Genomic DNA, 16622 nt, shown 5'->3' with positions numbered 1-16622 from the left:
ATGGGGTTGCAGCGTGATCGACCTGTCTCGCGGGCTGTCCCCGGCAGCTCTCAGTGCCATCGAGGACCTGGAACGCCGGGTCGTCGCGGCCGACGGCGGCCGGCTCAAGCTGGAGTGGAACACGTTGCGCCACCGCTCCGGGCAGGACGTCGAGGACGTGCTGTGGTGGGACGGCGACCGGCTGCTCGGCTTCCTGGGCCTCTACACGCACAGCGCGCCCACCGTCGAACTGGCCGGCATGGTCGATCCCGCCGCGCGGCGCCAGGGCATCGGCACCGCGCTGCTGGACGCCGCGCTGGAGCTGTGCCGGCAGCGCAAGCCCGGAGCGGTGCTGCTGGTCGTGCCCCGGCACTCGGCGGCGGGACGGTCGCTCGTGCAGCGCCGGGGCGGCAGCCTCGACCATTGCGAGCATGCTCTCCAGTTGCTCGATGCGCCGGCCGAGGTGCCGGCCGATCCGCGGGTCACCGTCCGCCCGGCATCTCCTGCCGACATGGACGCCGTGCGGGAGCTGCTGCGCCTGGGCTTCGGGTGGGAGCCGCCGGAGTCCGCCGGCCACGACCCGAATGCCCTCGTGGTCGAACGGGACGGCCGCGTGGTCGGCACCGCCCGGGTGAATCGGGAAAGCGACCGGGCCGGGATCTACGGCTTTGTCGTCCACCCCGACCTCCAGGGACGCGGCATCGGGCGGGACGTGCTGCACCGCATGTGCCGTACGGCCCGGGCCGGCGGCGCGGCTGTCGTCCACCTGGAGGTGGCCACCGACAACGACCGGGCGCTGAACCTCTACACCTCCCTGGGCTTCCAGCCGGTGATCACCGAGGACTACTACGCGCTCACCTGACCGGGCCCGGGCCGGTGTTGGCCAGGCTCGCGTCGCCGCCGTAGTGGGCGAGGACCCGGTGGTCCATCAGGCGCCGCCACACCGGGGGCACCAGCGCGGCGACCAGCATCGTGGCGTAGCCCGCCGGCAGCTGCGGGGACACGTCGAAGCTGCGCAGCACCTGGTAGCGGCGCAACGGGTTGGCGTGGTGGTCGCTGTGGCGCTGCAACTGGAACAGGAACACGTTGGTGACCAGGCGGTCGCTGTTCCAGCTGTGCCGCGGGTCGACCTTCTCGTAGCGCCCGGCCGGGTTGAGCTGCCGGCGCAGGCCGTAGTGCTCCAGGTAGTTGACCGCCTCCAGCAACGAGAAGCCCACGACGGCCTGGGCGAGCAGGAACGGCAGGACGCCCGGGCCGTACGCGACGGTGAGCGCGACGACCAGCACCACCGTCATCGCCCACGCGTTGAGGACGTCATTGCGCGGCGTCCACGGACTGCGGGAGCGGATCCGGAAGCGCTGGGTCTCCAACCGCCACGCCGAGCGCAGGCTGCCCAGCACCGTACGCGGCCAGAACCGCCAGAAGCTCTCCCCGAGCCGTGAACTCGCCGGGTCCTCCGGGGTGGCGACGCGCACGTGGTGTCCCCGGTTGTGCTCGACGAAGAAGTGGCCGTAGCCGGTCGGCGCCAGGGCGATCTTGGAGAGCCAGCGTTCCACGTGCTCGCGCTTGTGGCCCAGCTCGTGAGCCGTGTTGATGGCCACGCCGTTGACGATGCCGATGGTCAGCACCAGCCCGACGCCGCCGGCGAGGCTCGGGCCCCGCGTCCAGACGGCGCAGGCCACGATCAGCGCGGCGTACTGGGCGGGCAGATAGAGGTAGGTGATCCAGCGGTAGTAGGGCGAGCGTTGCAGAGCCGGCACCAGGTCCTCGGGCGGGTTGGCCCGGTCCTCGCCGATGAGCAGGTCGATGGCGGGGATCAGGCCGAAGACGACGACCGGGGTGAGCAGCCAGGCCCAGCCGGTGTCCCAGCGGGCGGCCACGGCGAGCGAGACGAACGGCAGCGCGGGAATCACCAGGGCGAGCGGCCACAGCGGGCGCTTGGTGTCCCGCCAGGCGGGGGCGGTGACGATGGGGACCATGCCGTCATCCTTTACACGGGACATGCTCGTGTCAATATTTTGGACAGGGCTGTGCGTCGCGTCTAAGATCTGCCGTGATGAGTTACCGCGAGGAGAAGAGCCGGCAGCTGCGCGAGGCGATCGTGGACGCCGCCCGCGCGGCCGCCGTGTCGCAGGGCTGGGCGGCGGTGAAGATGGCCGACGTCGCCGACGCGGTCGGGGTGAGCCGGCAGACCGTCTACAACGAGTTCGGTAACAAGGCCGGGGTGGCCGAGGCCCTGACCGCTCGTGAAGTGAGCCGGTTCGTCGACGCGGTCCAGGCTGAGCTGCTCGCCCACGGCGGCGACATCCGGGCCGCCGGCGAAGCCGCCATCCTGCGTACCCTCACCGAAGCCGCCGACAACCCCCTGGTCAAGGCCATCCTGACCGGTACGGAGGGCGACGACGGTCTGCTGCCCTACCTGACGACCCGCTCCGAGCTGGTGCTGACGACGGCGAGCGCGGTGGTCCGGGACTGGGCGTCCGCGCACGTCCCCGAGGCCGGCGAGGGCACCGTGGCCGCTGCCGCCGAGTCCATCGTCCGGCTGGTGCTCAGCCACGTCGTGCTGCCGTCCGCCCCGGCCGAGCAGACGGCCGCCGTGCTGGCCGACACCCTGGTCCGGCTGCTGCGCTGACCGCCCGGGCCGGGAATCCGGCGCCGCCACGAGTGGTTCGCACCGGGGTGAAGAAGATCGGTTTCCTGTCCTTCGGGCACTGGCGGGACGCGTCCGGGTCGCAGACCCGCAGCGGTGCCGACGCCCTGCTGCAGACCATCGAGCTGGCCGAGGCGGCCGAGGAGCTGGGCGTGGACGGCGCGTTCGTCCGGGTGCACCACTTCGAACGGCAGCTCGCCTCGCCGTTCCCGCTGCTGGCGGCGATCGGCGCGCGGACGTCGCGGATCGAGATCGGCACCGGCGTCATCGACATGCGCTACGAGAACCCGCTCTACATGGCCGAGGAGGCCGCGGCGGCCGACCTGATCAGCGGCGGCCGGCTCCAGCTGGGCGTGAGCCGGGGATCGCCGGAGACCGTGCTGCGCGGCGCCGAGGTGTTCGGTTACCGGCCGGCCGAGGGGCAGAACGCCGCGGACGCCGCCCGGCAGAAGACCGAGGTCTTCCTGGCCGCGATCGACGGCGCCAAGGTGGCCCGGACCGACCCGTCCCGCACCGGCTTCAGCGGTGGCCTGGCCGTGCAGCCGCAGTCACCGGGTCTGCGCCGGCGGATCTGGTGGGGCTCGGGCACCCGGGCCACCGCCCAGTGGGCCGCCCGCGCCGGGATGAACCTGCAGAGCTCCACCTTGCTGTCCGAGGACACCGGGGTGCCGTTCGACCAGCTTCAGGCCGAGCAGATCGAGCTGTACCGGCAGGCGTGGCGCGAGCAGGGCCACGACTGGGAGCCGCGGGTGTCCGTCTCGCGCAGCGTGCTGCCGATCACCGAGGAGATCGACCGGATCTACTTCGGCGAGCAGGCCCACGACGACCAGGTGGGTCTGCTGGAAGGGGTGCGGTCGCGCTTCGGGCGCACGTACGCCGGGGAGCCCGACCGCATCGCCGATGAGCTCGCGGCCGACGCGGCCGTCCAGGCGGCCGACACCGTGCTGTTCACCGTGCCCAACCAGCTCGGAGTCGCCTACAACGCCCGGATCCTGGAGACAATTACCCGACACATCGCCCCGGCCATCGGCTGGTCCCCGGCGCAGCCCGTGGCCCCGGGCAAACCCTGAGGCCGCCTCCGGGTCACCGGCGGCCGGCTCCTCCCCCGGACTGAGCCCTGACCCCGACCGGCGTCCGGTACCGCCGATTCGCCGCATTCCTGCCGCCCGCCGCGACCCGAGCCGGGCACCGGGCCGGCTCCGGGTCCGGCGCGGGTCCGACCCGGATGTTCCCAGCTCCCCCTCTGCCTAGGTTCAGGTTCGACACAGGAATCGACGCAGGGGGAACCAGCGATGAGCAAGCGACCGGTGACGGTTCGGGTGGCACGGTGGAGTGCCGAGCACCCATGGCGGGCGGTGGCGCTGTGGGTCGTGTTCGTCGCGGTCTGCTTCGTCGGGGGCAACGCGGCCGGCCTGCAGGAAGCCACGGCACAGGATCAGGCCGTCGGCGAGTCAGGACGCGCCGGCGTGATGATCGAGGGGGGCAAGTTCCCCGACGAGCCGGCCGTCGACAATGTCCTGATCACGTCCCGGTCCGGCCCGCTCGACCAGAAGGCCGCCGGAGCCGCGGCCACCGCCGCGGCGGCTCAGCTGCGGACTGTCCCGGGCGTCGCGGAGGTCGGCGAGCCGGTCAAGGCCGTCGACGGCACCGCGCTGCTGCTGCCGATCACCATGAGCGGTGACCCGGAGACCGCCTCCGAGCGGGTGGAGCCATTGCGTACGGCCACCGCGCGGGTCCAGGAGCAACACCCGGCCCTGCGTGTCGAGCAGGTCGGCGGGCCCTCCATCAACAAGGCCCTCGACGACACGCTGGGGGCCGACTTCAAGCGGGCCGAGATCCTCAGCCTGCCGGTGACCCTGGCCATCCTCATCGTCGCGTTCGGCGCGCTGATCGCCGCCGGCATCCCGGTGCTGCTGGCCCTGTCCTCGGTGGCCGCCGCGATCGGCTTGTCGACCTTGGCCTCACACCTGGTGCCGTCCAACGACTCCACCTCCAGCGTCATCCTGCTCATCGGCATGGCGGTCGGCATCGACTACTCGCTGTTCTACGTCCGCCGTGAACGGGAGGAACGCGCCAAGGGCCGCGGCCACGTCGACGCGGTGGAGATCGCCGCGGAGACCTCCGGGCACGCGGTCGTCGTCTCCGGTACGGCCGTCGTCATCGCCATGGCCGGGCTGTTCCTGGCCCAGGACGCCATCTTCTCCTCGCTGGCCGTGGGTTCCATCCTGGTGGTCGCCGTCGCGGTGATCGGGTCGCTGACCGTGCTGCCCGCGCTGCTGGCCAAGCTGGGCCGCTGGGTCGACCGGCCGCGGGTGCCGCTGCTGTGGCGCCTCACCGCCCGCCGCACCGGAGCCGACGGCGTCGTGCGGCCCAGCCGCTTCTGGTCGCTGGTGCTGCGCCCGGCCCTGCGCCGCCCGCTGCCGACCCTGCTGATCAGCGTCGGGCTGCTGCTCGCCCTGGCCGCACCCGCGCTCGGCATGCAGCTCAAGTTCCCCGGCACCGAGGACCTGCCGCGCACCACGCCGGCGATGCAGGCGTACGACCGGCTGGCGGCCGCGTACCCGAGCAACGGCACCACCCACCTCGTGGCCGTGCAGGCCTCCGCCGAGCAGGCGCCCGCGGTCAAGGCGGCCCTCACCCAGCTGGCCGCGAGCGCCCGCGGTGACCGGCTGTTCGCCGCGCCGGAGCAGGCCGGACCGGAGATCGAGGTCTCCCCGGACTCCCGGGTGACCGTGCTGGAGATCGCCACACCGTTCTCCTCGCGCAGCAACGAGGCCGAACAGTCACTGCACCGGCTGCGGGAGACCCTGGTCCCGGCCGCGCTGGGCGGGCTGGGCGGTGCCTCGTACGCGGTCGGCGGCGGCGTCGCCGAGAGCGAGGACTACGCCGCCCACGTGTGGAACAAGCTGCCCGTCGTCGTCGGCTTCGTGCTGCTGCTGACGTTCCTGGTGATGGCGTGGACGTTCCGCTCGGTGGTGGTGGCGCTGACCTCCATCCTGCTCAACCTGCTCTCCGCCGGCGCCGCGTACGGCCTGCTGGTGCTGGTCTTCCAGAACACCTGGGCCGAGGGCGTGCTGGGCTTCACCTCGATGGGCGCCATCGTCACCTGGCTGCCGCTGTTCCTGTTCGTGGTGCTGTTCGGACTGTCGATGGACTACCACGTCTTCGTGGTGAGCCGGATCCGTGAGGCGGTGCTGCGCGGGGTGCCCAACCGCGAGGCGGTGGCCGAGGGCATCACCGGCTCGGCGGGCGTGGTCACCAGCGCCGCCATCGTGATGGTCGCGGTCTTCTCGATCTTCGCGACACTGTCCACCATCGACATGAAGCAGCTCGGCGTCGGCCTGGCCGCGGCGATCCTGCTCGACGCGACGCTGATCCGGGCGGTCGTGCTGCCGTCGCTGATGACGCTGCTCGGCCCGGCCAACTGGTGGGCGCCGCGCCTGCTGCGGGGACGCGGCCGGCACTCGGCCGGCGGACCGGCGACCGGTGACACCCCGGCGCAGGACGAGCAGACCCCGGAGCTGATCGGCGCCCGCTGACCAACCCGACAAGCGCCGGCCGGAAGCCACGGGGTTCCGGCCGGCGCGCTGTGCGTTACCGGTGGATCAGGCGGCGACGAAATCGCGGAAGCGGTCCACCGCCCGGCCGGAGATGGCCCGCCCGTGCCCGAAGACCGCGTGCTCGAACTCCAGCCCGGCCAGCTTGGCGACGCTCCTGGCCTGCTCGTCGAGATCGGCCGTGACCATCTTGGGCGTGCTGCCGACGCGGCCGCCCCGCTTGCCGGCGGCGGCGTCCCCGGCGAAGAGGATGCCGCCGGAGCGGTCGAGCAGGAAGGACAGGTGCCCGGCGGTGTGACCGGGCGTGTGCACGGCGGTGAAACCGGTCAGCGGCGAGTAGCCGTCGGCGGTGACGACGTCGTCGACCGGGGCGGGCTCGGGAGTGCCCATCATCAGCGAGGAGAGCTTCAGCAGCGGATGGCTGTACACGGCCCGCTCGGCGCCGGTCACGTAGGGCACGTCGGCCTGGTGGGCGACGATCCGCGCACCGGACCGGCGGCGCACCTCGGCGAGCCCGCCGGAGTGGTCGGGGTGGTGATGGGTGAGAAGCACCGTCCGCACGTCACCGATCGAACGGCGCATCCCGTGCAGCACCTGGGCGATCTTCGCGGACCGGCGCGGCAGGCCGGTGTCGACGAGCACAACCCCGTCGTCGGTCACCACCAGATGCACGTTGACGTACCCGATACCGACCTCGAAGACCCCGTCGACCACTTCACGCATCCGATGATCTTCGCACCCGGCCGCCCCGCCGGGCCGCCACGACCCGGCCACCGGACGAAAACGGCCCGCGTCAGTGGCGGGCGTCCTCGATCGCGCGTTGCAGCGCCCGGCTCACCTGGTTGAACACGCGGGGGTCGGCCGAACTGTAGACGGTCACCTCGGCGTCACCGCGGTACGCCGCCCGCAGCGCCCAGGACCGGGTGTGCGACGGCCAGCCCGCCAGTGCCAAGGCCGCCAGAAGTGCGCCGATCGCGACGTACCATCGGCCCGGCATCGCGAGTCGCGCCCAGCCGGCGCCGGCGACGGCGAGCAGGACCGCCGCGACCACCCGGCCGATCCGGCCGCCGTCCTGGCGCACCCGGGCGACCTGGCGCAGTTCGGCCACCACGAAGGCCTTCGTCGTCCCCGCCTGCCAGATGAACAGCTCGTCGGTGACGGCGGCGTCGGGCCCGCGGTAGTAGGTGCGCACATGTCAGTAGAGCAAGGCGCCGGGCGTGATCGCCATCGTCGTCAGTCCTGCAGCGCCACCGGAACCGGGCGCAGGTCGATCCGGACCGGGGTGCCGACCGTCAGCTCCGCCAGCGACTCGCCGCTGACCTGGGCCACCACGATGCTGTCGCCCACCTGGACGGTGACCCGGCTGGTCGGGCCGAGGAACGCCGTGGACAGCACACGGGCCTGGCCGTCGGGGTCGGGCACGACGCCGACCGACTCCGGGCGCACCAGGGCGGTCACCTCCGGGCCGCCCGGGGACGGCTTGACCAGTGGCAGCCGGGTGCCGAGCACGGTGACCGTGTCGCCGTCGACGTGGCCGGGCAGCCGGTTGCTGAGCCCGACGAAGTCCGCGACGAACGCGCTCGCCGGGCGCAGGTACACCTCGGCCGGCGCGGCGAGCTGCTCCAGCCGGCCGGAACGCATCACCCCGACCCGGTCGGCGATGGCCAGCGCCTCCTCCTGGTCGTGGGTGACGAACAGGGTGGTGGTGCCGACCTCGGTCTGGATCCGGCGGATCTCGTCGCGCAGCTGCACCCGGACCTTGGCGTCCAGCGCGGACAGCGGCTCGTCGAGCAGCAGCACCTGCGGCTCGATGGCCAGCGCCCGGGCCAGTGCCACCCGCTGCTGCTGGCCGCCGGAGAGCTGGTGCGGATAGCGGCCGGCGTGCTCGCTGATGCCGACCAGGTCCAGCATCGTCGCGGCCCGGTCACCGCCGGAGCGCCGGCGCAGCTTCAGGCCGAACTGGACGTTCTCCAGCGCGGTCAGGTGCGGGAAGAGGCTGTACGCCTGGAACACCATGCCCATGTCACGCCGGTTGGCCGGCAGGCCGGTGATGTCCTTGCCGCCGACCAGCACCCGGCCGCTGTCCGCGTCCTCCAGCCCGGCCAGGATGCGCAGCGCGGTGGTCTTGCCGCAGCCGGACGGGCCGAGCAGGGCGATCAGCTCGCCGGGCTCGATGTGCAGGTCCAGCCCGTCCAGGGCGTGCACGGCGCCGAAGGTGCGGCGCAGGTCGTTGAGGTGGACGGCGACACCGTTCATCGGGACGCCTTTCTGCGATCGCCGAACAGGGACAGGAGCAGCAGCAGCACGAACGCGAGGATGAGCGCGGCCAGGGACACCGCCACCGACATGGTCGCGCTGCTCTTGCCGAGCAGGTTGATCGCGACCTGCAGGTTGGTGCGGTTCAGCAGCGAGGCGATGGTGAACTCGCCCAGCACCAGGGCCACGGTCAGGAACGCGGCGGACAGCACGGCCGAGCGGATGTTGGGCAGCACCACCCGGGCCATCACGGTGAACCAGCTCGCGCCCAGCCCGCGGGCGGCCTCGGCGAGCGTCTTGACGTCGATCGCCGACAGGCCGGCGTCGATCGCCCGGTAGGCGTAGGGCAGGACCAGGATCGTGTACGCGAACGTGAGCGTCAGCGACGAGCCGCCGAGGAAGTAGTTGACCCACGCGTACACCGGGGCCAGGCCGACGACCAGCACGATCGCCGGGATGGTCAGCGGCAGCAGGCAGATGAACTCGACCAGCGGGCGCAGGCCGGGCAGCCGCAGCCGGACCCAGATCGCCGTCGGCACCAGCAGCACCAGCATGAGCAGGGCGGTGAGCAGGGCCTGGCCCAGGGACGCGACGATCCCGTCGGCCAGGTCGGGGTAGGTCGCGCTGAGCTTCGGCCAGTCGGCGAGCAACGACCAGGTGCCGCTGTCCCCGCGGGTGGTGAACTCCACCATCGCCGCGAGCGGCAGCAGGAAGAAGACCCCCATGACGGCCAGGACCGTCCAGCGGAACGCGGACTGCCGGCGGGCCCGGCGCGCCCTCAGCCCAGCCATCGCGCGGTCCGCTTCTGCAGCAGGGCGTACAGGGTCATGACCACGGCCACCACGACGACCATGCCGAGCGCCATCGCCTTGCCGAGATTCTGCTGGCCCAGGACGACCTCGCTGGTCAGGGCGCTGCGGATCTGCAGCGGCACGATCGGATTGCCCTGGCTGACCAGGGCCGCCGCGGTCGCGTACGCCGAGAACGCGTTGGCGAACAACAGCAGCGTGGAACCGAGGAACGCGGGCGCGAGCAGCGGTCCCGCCACCTTGGTCCAGTACTGCCAGGTGGAGCCGCCGAGGCTCTCGGTGGCCTCGCGCCACTGCGGGCGGATCCCGTCGAGCGCGGGCAGGAACACGATCACCATGAGCGGGATCTGGAAGTACGTGTAGACCAGCACGAGGCCCGGCAGCTCGAAGAGCCAGACGCCACCGGAGTAGATGTCGACGCCCAGGTTGTCCCGCAGGAACACGGTGACGAAGCCGGACAGGCCGATGGTGGCGATGAAGGCGAACGCCAGGGTGACGCCGCCGAACTGGGCCAGGACGCCGGACGCGGCGGTGACGATGCGGCGCAGCAGCCCGCCGGGCCTGGCGGTGGCCAGCGCGTACGCCAGCACCGCCCCGAGCACCGCGCCGATGAGCGCGGTGACCGCCGACAGCAGGATGCTGCGCCCGAACGCGTCCAGCACGTAGGAGTCGCCCAGCGCGGTCACGTTGGCGAGGGTGAAGCCGCCGTCCCCGGCGAACGCGCCGATCGCCACCACCAGCGTGGGGATGACCAGGAAGACGGTGACGTAGGCGAAGAACGGCAGAGTGCCGAGCAGGCTGCGCACCTGGTTCAGGCGCAGCCGGCCCCGGGGGGCCCGGACCGGCGGCACGGGTGCCGCCAGTTCCGGGCCGTCGAGGACGGTGGCCATGCTCAGCCGATGGCCTTGGCCCAGTTGGCCGCCAGGTACTCCTTGGCCTTGGTGGTCTGCGCCTCGGTCTGGAAGACCGGGGTGCCCTCGACCTTGGGCAGGGCCGCGAACGCGGTGGCGTCGATCGTGCCCGCCTTGACCATCGCGTCGGCGCGCACCGGCCGGGCGCCGCCCTTGAGCCAGAGGTTCTGGCCCTCGTCGGAGTACAGGAACTCCTCCCACAGCCGGGCGGCCGCCGGGTGCGGGGCGTCCTTGCTGATGGCCTGCACGTAGTACGAGCCGAGCACCGCACCGGCCGGCACCACGGTCTTCCACTGGATCTTGCCGCTGAGCTTGGCGCCCTGCGCGACGTTGAGGTAGTCCCAGTCGATGACCACCGGCGTCTGGCCGGACTCGACGGTGGCCGGGGTCGGGTCGACCGGCAGGAAGTTGCCGGCCTTCTTCAGCTGGCCGAAGAAGTCGACGCCGGGCTTGATGTCGTCGGCGGAGCCGCCGTTGCCGAGCGCGGCCATCGCGACGCCGGCGAACGCGGCCCCGGCCTGGGTCGGGTCGCCGTTGAGCGCGACCTTGCCCTTGTACTCGGGCTTGAGCAGGTCGGCCACGCTCGCCGGGGCGGGCACCTTGGCGCTGTCGTAGCCGATCGACATGTAGCCGCCGTAGTCGTTGGTCCAGGTGCCGCCGGCCTCCTTGAGCGCGTCCGGGATGTCGGCCCAGGTGGCCACCTTGTACGGGGCGAACCTGGCCACGTTGGCGGTCGCGACGGCGCTGCCCAGGTCGAACACGTCGGGGGCCTTGTCCTGGCCCTTGAGCTGGTCGGCGGCGTTGATCTCGTCCTGGCTCGACGCGTCGGGCTGGGCCGAGTTGACCTTGATGCCGTACTTGTCGCCGAAGGCCTTGATGATCGCGCCGTAGTTGGCCCAGTCCGGCGGCAGCGCGATGACGTTGAGCTGGCCTTCCTTCTTGGCCGCGGCGATGAGCGCGTCCATGCCACCGAGGTCGGCGGCGCTGGCGGCGGTGGCCGCGCCGGTGCCGCTGGAAGCGCTCTCCTTCTCGGGCGGGGAGCAGGCCGTCAGGCCGGCGAAGGTCGTGACCGCCAGCAGGGCCGCGGCGGTACGGGCAAGGGTCCGCACTTGGGTTCCTCCATCTCATCGGCACCCGCCGAGCCGGCGGTGCCGCTGTGGATCATGAGAGTACGGGGTATCGGGCGGGCGGGCGACAGGCGACGATCAGGCGTCGGCGGCCTGAATGACAGCCGTCACGAACTGGTCGTTCTCCACCGCACCACCACCGTGGGGCTGGGCGAGGCGGTCACGGGCGTAGCCGTACGCGACTCCGCTGCGCGGATCCGCGAAGCCGAGCGAGCCCGCCGCGCCGAAATGGCCGAACGCGGCCGGGCCGAGAAACGGATAGGGGGTCGACATGGCCTCGAAGCCGAGGCCGAACTGGGCACCGGAGCCGCCGGACAACAGGTCGGGCGCGGTGCCGCCGGCGGTGCCGAAATCGGCGGTGGTCGCCGGGCGCAGCAGCGGTTCCCTGCCGTTGAGGCCCGACACGGCCGCAGCATACAACCGCGCGACGCCGCGGGCGTTGCCGACACCACCGGCCGACGCCTGGCCGTGGGCCCGGACCATCCGGCTGTTGGCGAAAACGGTCAGGTCGGTCGGCGGGTCGGCGTGCAGGTTCAGCGCGATGCCGGTCAGGCTGCCCGGGTCCGGCCCCGGTTCACGTCCGACCGGCGGGGCCAGCGGGCGGAAACGCGGCTCCAGCTCCGCGGGCAGACCGAGGAACAGGTCGATGTCGTACGGGGCGCGGACGCGGTGCTCGTACGTCCGCTGCAGTGACCGGCCGGTCACCCGGCGCACGATCTCGCCGGCGAGCGCCCCGATCACCAGCGCGTGGTAGCCGTACCCGGCGCCGCGCGGCCAGTACGGCCGCTGCTTGGCCAGCCGCTCGGCGATGATCCGGTCGTCGGCGAGCTCGGCGGGCCCGAAGCCGCCGTCCACCCCGATCAGCCCGGCCCGGTGCCCGAGCAGCTCACGCACGGTCACGTCCGAAGTGAACTGCGGCCAGTAGTGCCGCACCGAGCGATTGACGTCGATGACGCCGTCCTGCACGAGCAGCGCCACCACCAGGAAGGCCGCACCCTTGGTCACCGACAGCAGACCCATCAGCGCTTCCGGGTCGATGGTCCAGAGGTCGACGACCTGCTTGCCGTGCCGGTACACGGCCAGCTGGGCGCCGACCTCACCGAGCCGGGCCAGCTCGGCGGCGAAGACCTCCCGGACCTTCTCGTAACCCGGGGCGACTGTTCCGTGCACCAGCGACATCGCCGGGCCTCCTTCCGCCTCCCCCATCGTGACGCAAACCGGGCCCGGAAGTCTCCCCCGCCACGCGGCCCCCGTCCGAAGACGATCAGGGGTCAGGCGTCCCGGCGGACGACCGCGACAGTGGCGGCGAGCACGGCGACCGCCGTCCATCCGGCCGGTAGCCACAGGCTGTCGTCGAAGCGGTCCCGGACGAACGGCCCGATCACGTAGTAGTAGCCGAGCACCACCACGACGGCCGCGAGGGCGTGACGCAGCAGGGTGCCCACGGCCGCCGCCAGCACGGTGGTCAGGACGAGGTAGGCCGGGTCGCCGGTGCCGGCGACCAGCACGGTCACGACCGCGATCGGGACGGTGGCCAGGGTGAGGACGAGCGTCCTGGTGAGCTGCAGACGGGCCCGGCGGGGTGTGCAGAGCAGCGTGGTCCGGATCTGGCCGCCGTCGTGCTCGGAGGTGGCGGCGAGCACGCCGAGGACCAGGAAACCCGCGCGGGCCAGGGGGATCGGGTCCGGGTCGTCCCGGGCGACCAGCGCGATCAGCGTGGTGACGGCCCAGGTCAGGGCCACGGTCAGGGCCAGGGCGGGCAGCGTCGCCAGCTTCAGCAGCTCGGCGCGGGCCGTGCTCACGCGTCGCGCCGGTGGAAGACGTACGCGGCGCCCCCCAGCAGGACGGCGACCCAGGCGCCCATGACCAGGCCGGCTGTCACCGGGGTCAGGTCGGCCACGATGTCGTGGGGCTCGATGAACATCTGCGCACCGGCCAGGTCCGGCAGGTAGGCCGCCAGCGGGGTGAGCTTGGTGAGCAGGAAACTGACCGAGACGACGGTGGAGTTCACGATCAGGACCGTCAGCGGCAGGACGCCGCTGCGGGTCAGCAGGGTGATCCCGTACGCCAGCAGCGCGTCCAGCACCCAGTAGACGACGACCCCGGCGATCCGCGGCCCGGCCCCGCCGTCGAGCACCCCGGCCACCGCCAGCGTCACCGCCGCGCTGACCGCCGCCGTCACCGCCACCCACAGCACCAGCGCCCCGGTCTTGGCCGCCAGCAGACGCATCCGCGACGGCACACAGACCAGGCTCGTCGCGATCTGCCCGCCCCGGTACTCGCTGCCGGCGGCGACCGTGCCCAGCACGAGCGGTCCGAGCACCCCGACGGTCAGCTCCAGGAAACCGGTGTCGGGCGAGCTCGCCGCCGCCCGCGAGTTGAGCAGCACCACGAGCGGCGGCAGGAGCAGGCTCAGCGCGACCGCCACCCACGCCGACGGCAACCCGGCCAGTTTCAGCAGCTCGGCCCTCACCACCGGCCCCGCGTCCCGGTCGAGGTGAGCGCGAAGTAGGCGTCCTCCAGGGTCGGATGCTCGCCGGTGACCTCGGCCAGAGTCCCGGCGGCGATGATCCGGCCCCGGTCGATGACCACGACGTCGTCGACCGTCTCGGCGAGCTCGCCCATCAGGTGGCTCGAGAGCAGCACTGTCGCGCCGTGGGCAGCCCGCCGGCGCAGGAACTCCCGCATCCACCGGATGCCGCCGGCGTCGAGCCCGTTCACCGGTTCGTCGAGCACCAGCACCGCCGGGTCCCCGAGCAGGGCCGCCGCCAGCCCCAGCCGCCGGCCCATGCCCAGCGAGTACGTGCCGACCCGCTTGCCCGCCGCCGAGGTCAGGTCCACCAGCTCGAGCACCTCGTCGACCCGCGAGCGCGGCAGCCCGTTGCTGGCGGCCACCCAGCGCAGGTGTGCGCGGCCGGTCCGTGAGCGGTGTGCCCCGCTGCCGTCGAGCAGCGCGCCGACGACCGTCAGCGGCCGCCGCCACTGCGCGTACGGCCGTCCGGCGACCAGGGCCGTGCCCTGCTGGGCGCGGTCCAGGCCGAGCAGGATGCGCAGCGTGGAGGACTTGCCGGCGCCGTTGGGGCCGAGGAAGCCGGTGACCCGGCCGGGGCGGGCGGTGAAGCCGACGTCGGTGAGGATCGTGGCCCGGCCGCGCCGTTTGTGGACGTGCTCGATGGTGATCACCCCGCCAGTCAAGGCGCCCGCCGGGCCGGCCACATCGGACCGTGGTCGGGACCGCGATATCGGACCGTGGTCCGACGCCGGACGCGCGGACCGCACGTAGGGTGCGGGGGTGCAGGAGGTACGGCAGCGGCCCGCCCGCCGGTCCCGGGTCTGGCCGGTCACCGGGGCGATCCTGCTCGCGCTGGTGCTGATGCTGCTGCTCGTCGGGGCGGACGGGGTGCTCGCGGTGGTGATGCCGTCGCTGATCGCCGTGGGCGCGGTGGCCCTGGCGGCCTGGGCGATCTGGCGCAGCCACACCGAGCGCGTGGCCTACGAGGCCCGGCTGACCCGCTGGGCGGCCTCGGAGGCGGTGCTGGCCGAGCGCCTGCGCCTGGCCGGGGACCTGCACGACATCGTCTCGCACGGCCTCGGCCTGATCACCGTGCGGGCCGCCGCGGCCCGGCTCTCCGGCGACCCCGGCGAGGCGCGGGAGGCGCTGTCCGACATCGAGTCCGCCGGCCGCGAGGCCACCGGTGAGCTGCGCCGGATGCTCACCGTGCTGCGCACTGCCGACGACCCCGGGCCGCGGCTGCCGACGGACGATCTCGGCCGGTTGCCCACGATCGTGTCCGACGCCGGGGCCACCGGGGTGCGGGCGCGCCTGACGCTCGAGCCGATGGGCCCGGTCTCGCCGGGCGTGCAGGTGGCGATCTGCCGGACGGTGCGGGAGGCACTGCACAATGTGGCCCGGCACGCCGGCCCGAGCGACGTGCGGGTGCACGTCCACCGCGACGGCGACACGGTGGTGGCGAGCGTGCACGACAGCGGGCCGGACGGACCGTGGCCCGGCACACCCGGCGCCGGGCACGGGCTGATCGGCGTCCGGGAGCGGGTCACCGGTCTGGGCGGCACGCTGCACGCCGGGCCGGTCGAGCTGGGGTTCCGGGTGGTCGCGCGGATCCCCGACCGGGAGCCCGGATGAGCGCCGTACGGGTGCTGCTCGTCGACGACCAGCCGTTGCTGCGGCACAGCCTCGCGATGATCATCGGCAGCGCGCCGGACCTGGCGGTGGTCGGGCAGGCCGGTGACGGCGCCGAGGCGCTGGAGGTGGCCCGCCGCACCCGGCCCGACGTGGTGCTGATGGACGTCCGGATGCCCCGGCTCGACGGGTTGCAGGCCACCCGGCGCATCTGCGCCACCCCGGAGCTGGCGGCGACCCGGGTGGTCGTGCTGAGCATGTTCGAGCTGGACGAGTACGTCTACGAGGCGCTGCACGCCGGAGCCTCGGGTTTCCTGCTCAAGGACGCCCGGCCCGACGAGCTGATCACCGCGATCCGCCGGACCCACGCCGGCGAGTCGCTGTTCGCCCCGTCCATCCTGACCCGGCTCGTCGAGCACTACGTCGCGGTTCCCCGCACACCTCCGGCGCCGGCGCCCCGGCCGCTCACCGCCCGCGAGACCGAGGTGCTGACGCTGATCGGGCGCGGGCTGTCCAACGACCAGATCGCCACGCGGCTGACCATCTCGATCAAGACGGTGAAGACGCACGTGTCGCACCTGCTGACCAAGCTGGCCGCCCGGGACCGCGCCCACCTGGTGATCGCCGCCTACGACACCGGGCTGGTGACGCCTCGGCCGCGCTGAGCCGGGTCACTCCGCTGCTGGACGAGCCGCGCGCACCTCGGTGTGGTGCTCGGCCAGCGCGTCGTTCATGCCCTGCAGGAAGCGGCGTACCAGGGCCAGATCCTCGTCGCTGAAGCCGGCCATCACGTCGTCGGTGCGCTTGCCCAGCGGGCCGAAGAACTCCAGGGCCAGGGCCATGCCGGGCTCGCCGTAGCGCAGGTGCACGACCCGGCGGTCGGTGCTCTCCCGGGTGCGGCGCAGGTGGCCCGCGCGTTCCAGCCGGTCGATCGCCGCCGTGGTGGCGCCCGAGGAGAGCCCGATCGCCTCGCCGAGCCGGCCCGGGGTGAGCGGCGCGCCCCGGCCCTCGGCGTGCATCACCGCGATCAGCGCCTGCAGGTCGGTGGGGTGCAGCCCGTGCCGCTGGGCGAACGCGTGCCCCACGTGCTGCGCCTCGACGCTGTACGTGCGCAGCAGGTTGACGATCTCCTCGCGGAGCCTGTCCCGCTCCGTCTTGCGCGCCCGGTACACCCGCTCAGTGTTGCAGATGC

Annotated in this window: 18 protein-coding genes; 6 read left to right on the top strand and 12 right to left on the bottom strand. The window is 72.9% G+C overall.

Annotated features, from left to right (window positions below; genetic code table 11):
* The first annotated feature begins 13 nt into the window (after positions 1–13).
* A complete protein-coding gene (locus ACZ6S4_RS29480; RefSeq protein ID WP_465478028.1) occupies positions 14–841 on the top strand; it encodes a GNAT family N-acetyltransferase in 828 nt (275 codons plus the stop codon).
* On the opposite strand, the gene ACZ6S4_RS29475 is transcribed toward ACZ6S4_RS29480, so the two are convergent.
* Positions 834–1958: an alkane 1-monooxygenase gene (locus ACZ6S4_RS29475; RefSeq protein WP_465478027.1), complete on the bottom strand. Its 1125-nt coding sequence runs from the start codon at positions 1956–1958 to the stop codon at positions 834–836. The two genes, ACZ6S4_RS29480 and ACZ6S4_RS29475, sit on opposite strands and share 8 nt — an antisense overlap.
* A gap of 77 nt (positions 1959–2035) precedes the next feature.
* Here ACZ6S4_RS29475 and ACZ6S4_RS29470 point away from each other — a divergent pair, with 77 nt between their 5' ends.
* The 3 genes from ACZ6S4_RS29470 to ACZ6S4_RS29460 all read left to right on the top strand — a co-directional run bounded on the left by ACZ6S4_RS29470 (position 2036) and on the right by ACZ6S4_RS29460 (position 6168).
* Positions 2036–2611: a TetR/AcrR family transcriptional regulator gene (locus ACZ6S4_RS29470; protein WP_465478026.1), complete on the top strand. Its 576-nt coding sequence runs from the start codon at positions 2036–2038 to the stop codon at positions 2609–2611.
* Between the two features lie 47 nt (positions 2612–2658).
* On the top strand, positions 2659–3699 hold the full coding sequence (locus tag ACZ6S4_RS29465; RefSeq protein ID WP_465478025.1) for an LLM class flavin-dependent oxidoreductase: 1041 nt from the start codon (positions 2659–2661) through the stop codon (positions 3697–3699).
* A gap of 222 nt (positions 3700–3921) precedes the next feature.
* The gene (locus tag ACZ6S4_RS29460; protein ID WP_465478024.1) at positions 3922–6168 is read left to right on the top strand and encodes an MMPL family transporter; all 2247 of its coding nucleotides are present in this window, start codon (positions 3922–3924) and stop codon (positions 6166–6168) included.
* Positions 6169–6234: 66 nt separating this feature from the next.
* On the opposite strand, the gene ACZ6S4_RS29455 is transcribed toward ACZ6S4_RS29460, so the two are convergent.
* From ACZ6S4_RS29455 to ACZ6S4_RS29410, 10 genes are all read right to left on the bottom strand, one after another.
* A complete protein-coding gene (locus tag ACZ6S4_RS29455; RefSeq protein ID WP_465478023.1) occupies positions 6235–6909 on the bottom strand; it encodes an MBL fold metallo-hydrolase in 675 nt (224 codons plus the stop codon).
* A 70-nt stretch (positions 6910–6979) separates the two neighbouring features.
* Complete coding sequence (locus ACZ6S4_RS29450; protein ID WP_465478022.1) at positions 6980–7378, bottom strand: DUF6232 family protein; 399 nt, start codon at positions 7376–7378, stop codon at positions 6980–6982.
* Positions 7379–7419: 41 nt separating this feature from the next.
* On the bottom strand, positions 7420–8442 hold the full coding sequence (locus ACZ6S4_RS29445; RefSeq protein ID WP_465478021.1) for an ABC transporter ATP-binding protein: 1023 nt from the start codon (positions 8440–8442) through the stop codon (positions 7420–7422).
* The gene (locus tag ACZ6S4_RS29440; protein WP_465478020.1) at positions 8439–9233 is read right to left on the bottom strand and encodes an ABC transporter permease; all 795 of its coding nucleotides are present in this window, start codon (positions 9231–9233) and stop codon (positions 8439–8441) included. Before ACZ6S4_RS29440 ends, ACZ6S4_RS29445 begins: the two co-directional genes overlap by 4 nt.
* Positions 9221–10141 carry an ABC transporter permease gene (locus ACZ6S4_RS29435; protein ID WP_465478019.1) on the bottom strand — a complete coding sequence of 307 codons (921 nt, stop codon included), beginning with the start codon at positions 10139–10141 and terminating at the stop codon, positions 9221–9223. Before ACZ6S4_RS29435 ends, ACZ6S4_RS29440 begins: the two co-directional genes overlap by 13 nt.
* A gap of 2 nt (positions 10142–10143) precedes the next feature.
* Positions 10144–11271 (bottom strand): ABC transporter substrate-binding protein, encoded by a 1128-nt coding sequence (locus tag ACZ6S4_RS29430; protein WP_465478018.1) that lies wholly within the window; start codon positions 11269–11271, stop codon positions 10144–10146.
* Positions 11272–11367: 96 nt separating this feature from the next.
* A complete protein-coding gene (locus tag ACZ6S4_RS29425; protein WP_465478017.1) occupies positions 11368–12468 on the bottom strand; it encodes a serine hydrolase domain-containing protein in 1101 nt (366 codons plus the stop codon).
* Positions 12469–12560: 92 nt separating this feature from the next.
* On the bottom strand, positions 12561–13091 hold the full coding sequence (locus ACZ6S4_RS29420) for a hypothetical protein (RefSeq protein WP_465478016.1): 531 nt from the start codon (positions 13089–13091) through the stop codon (positions 12561–12563).
* Positions 13088–13762, bottom strand: a complete 675-nt coding sequence (locus ACZ6S4_RS29415) for an ABC transporter permease (protein WP_465478015.1) — start codon at positions 13760–13762, stop codon at positions 13088–13090. The genes ACZ6S4_RS29420 and ACZ6S4_RS29415 overlap by 4 nt, the downstream gene beginning before the upstream one ends.
* Positions 13759–14472 carry an ABC transporter ATP-binding protein gene (locus ACZ6S4_RS29410; protein WP_465478014.1) on the bottom strand — a complete coding sequence of 238 codons (714 nt, stop codon included), beginning with the start codon at positions 14470–14472 and terminating at the stop codon, positions 13759–13761. The genes ACZ6S4_RS29415 and ACZ6S4_RS29410 overlap by 4 nt, the downstream gene beginning before the upstream one ends.
* 109 nt (positions 14473–14581) lie before the next feature.
* On the opposite strand from ACZ6S4_RS29410, the gene ACZ6S4_RS29405 reads away from it, so the two are divergent.
* Positions 14582–15433: a sensor histidine kinase gene (locus tag ACZ6S4_RS29405; RefSeq protein WP_465478013.1), complete on the top strand. Its 852-nt coding sequence runs from the start codon at positions 14582–14584 to the stop codon at positions 15431–15433.
* Positions 15430–16095, top strand: coding sequence for a response regulator transcription factor (locus ACZ6S4_RS29400; protein ID WP_465478012.1), 666 nt, complete (start codon positions 15430–15432; stop codon positions 16093–16095). Before ACZ6S4_RS29405 ends, ACZ6S4_RS29400 begins: the two co-directional genes overlap by 4 nt.
* Before the next feature lie 6 nt (positions 16096–16101).
* On the opposite strand, the gene ACZ6S4_RS29395 is transcribed toward ACZ6S4_RS29400, so the two are convergent.
* The gene (locus ACZ6S4_RS29395; RefSeq protein ID WP_465478011.1) at positions 16102–16602 is read right to left on the bottom strand and encodes a MarR family winged helix-turn-helix transcriptional regulator; all 501 of its coding nucleotides are present in this window, start codon (positions 16600–16602) and stop codon (positions 16102–16104) included.
* Positions 16603–16622: the final 20 nt, after the last annotated feature.

The sequence above is a fragment of the Actinoplanes sp. NPDC051405 genome, from assembly GCF_055586185.1.
The sequence above is the reverse complement of the archived record's forward strand: the minus strand, read 5'-3'. Positions and strand labels throughout refer to the sequence as shown.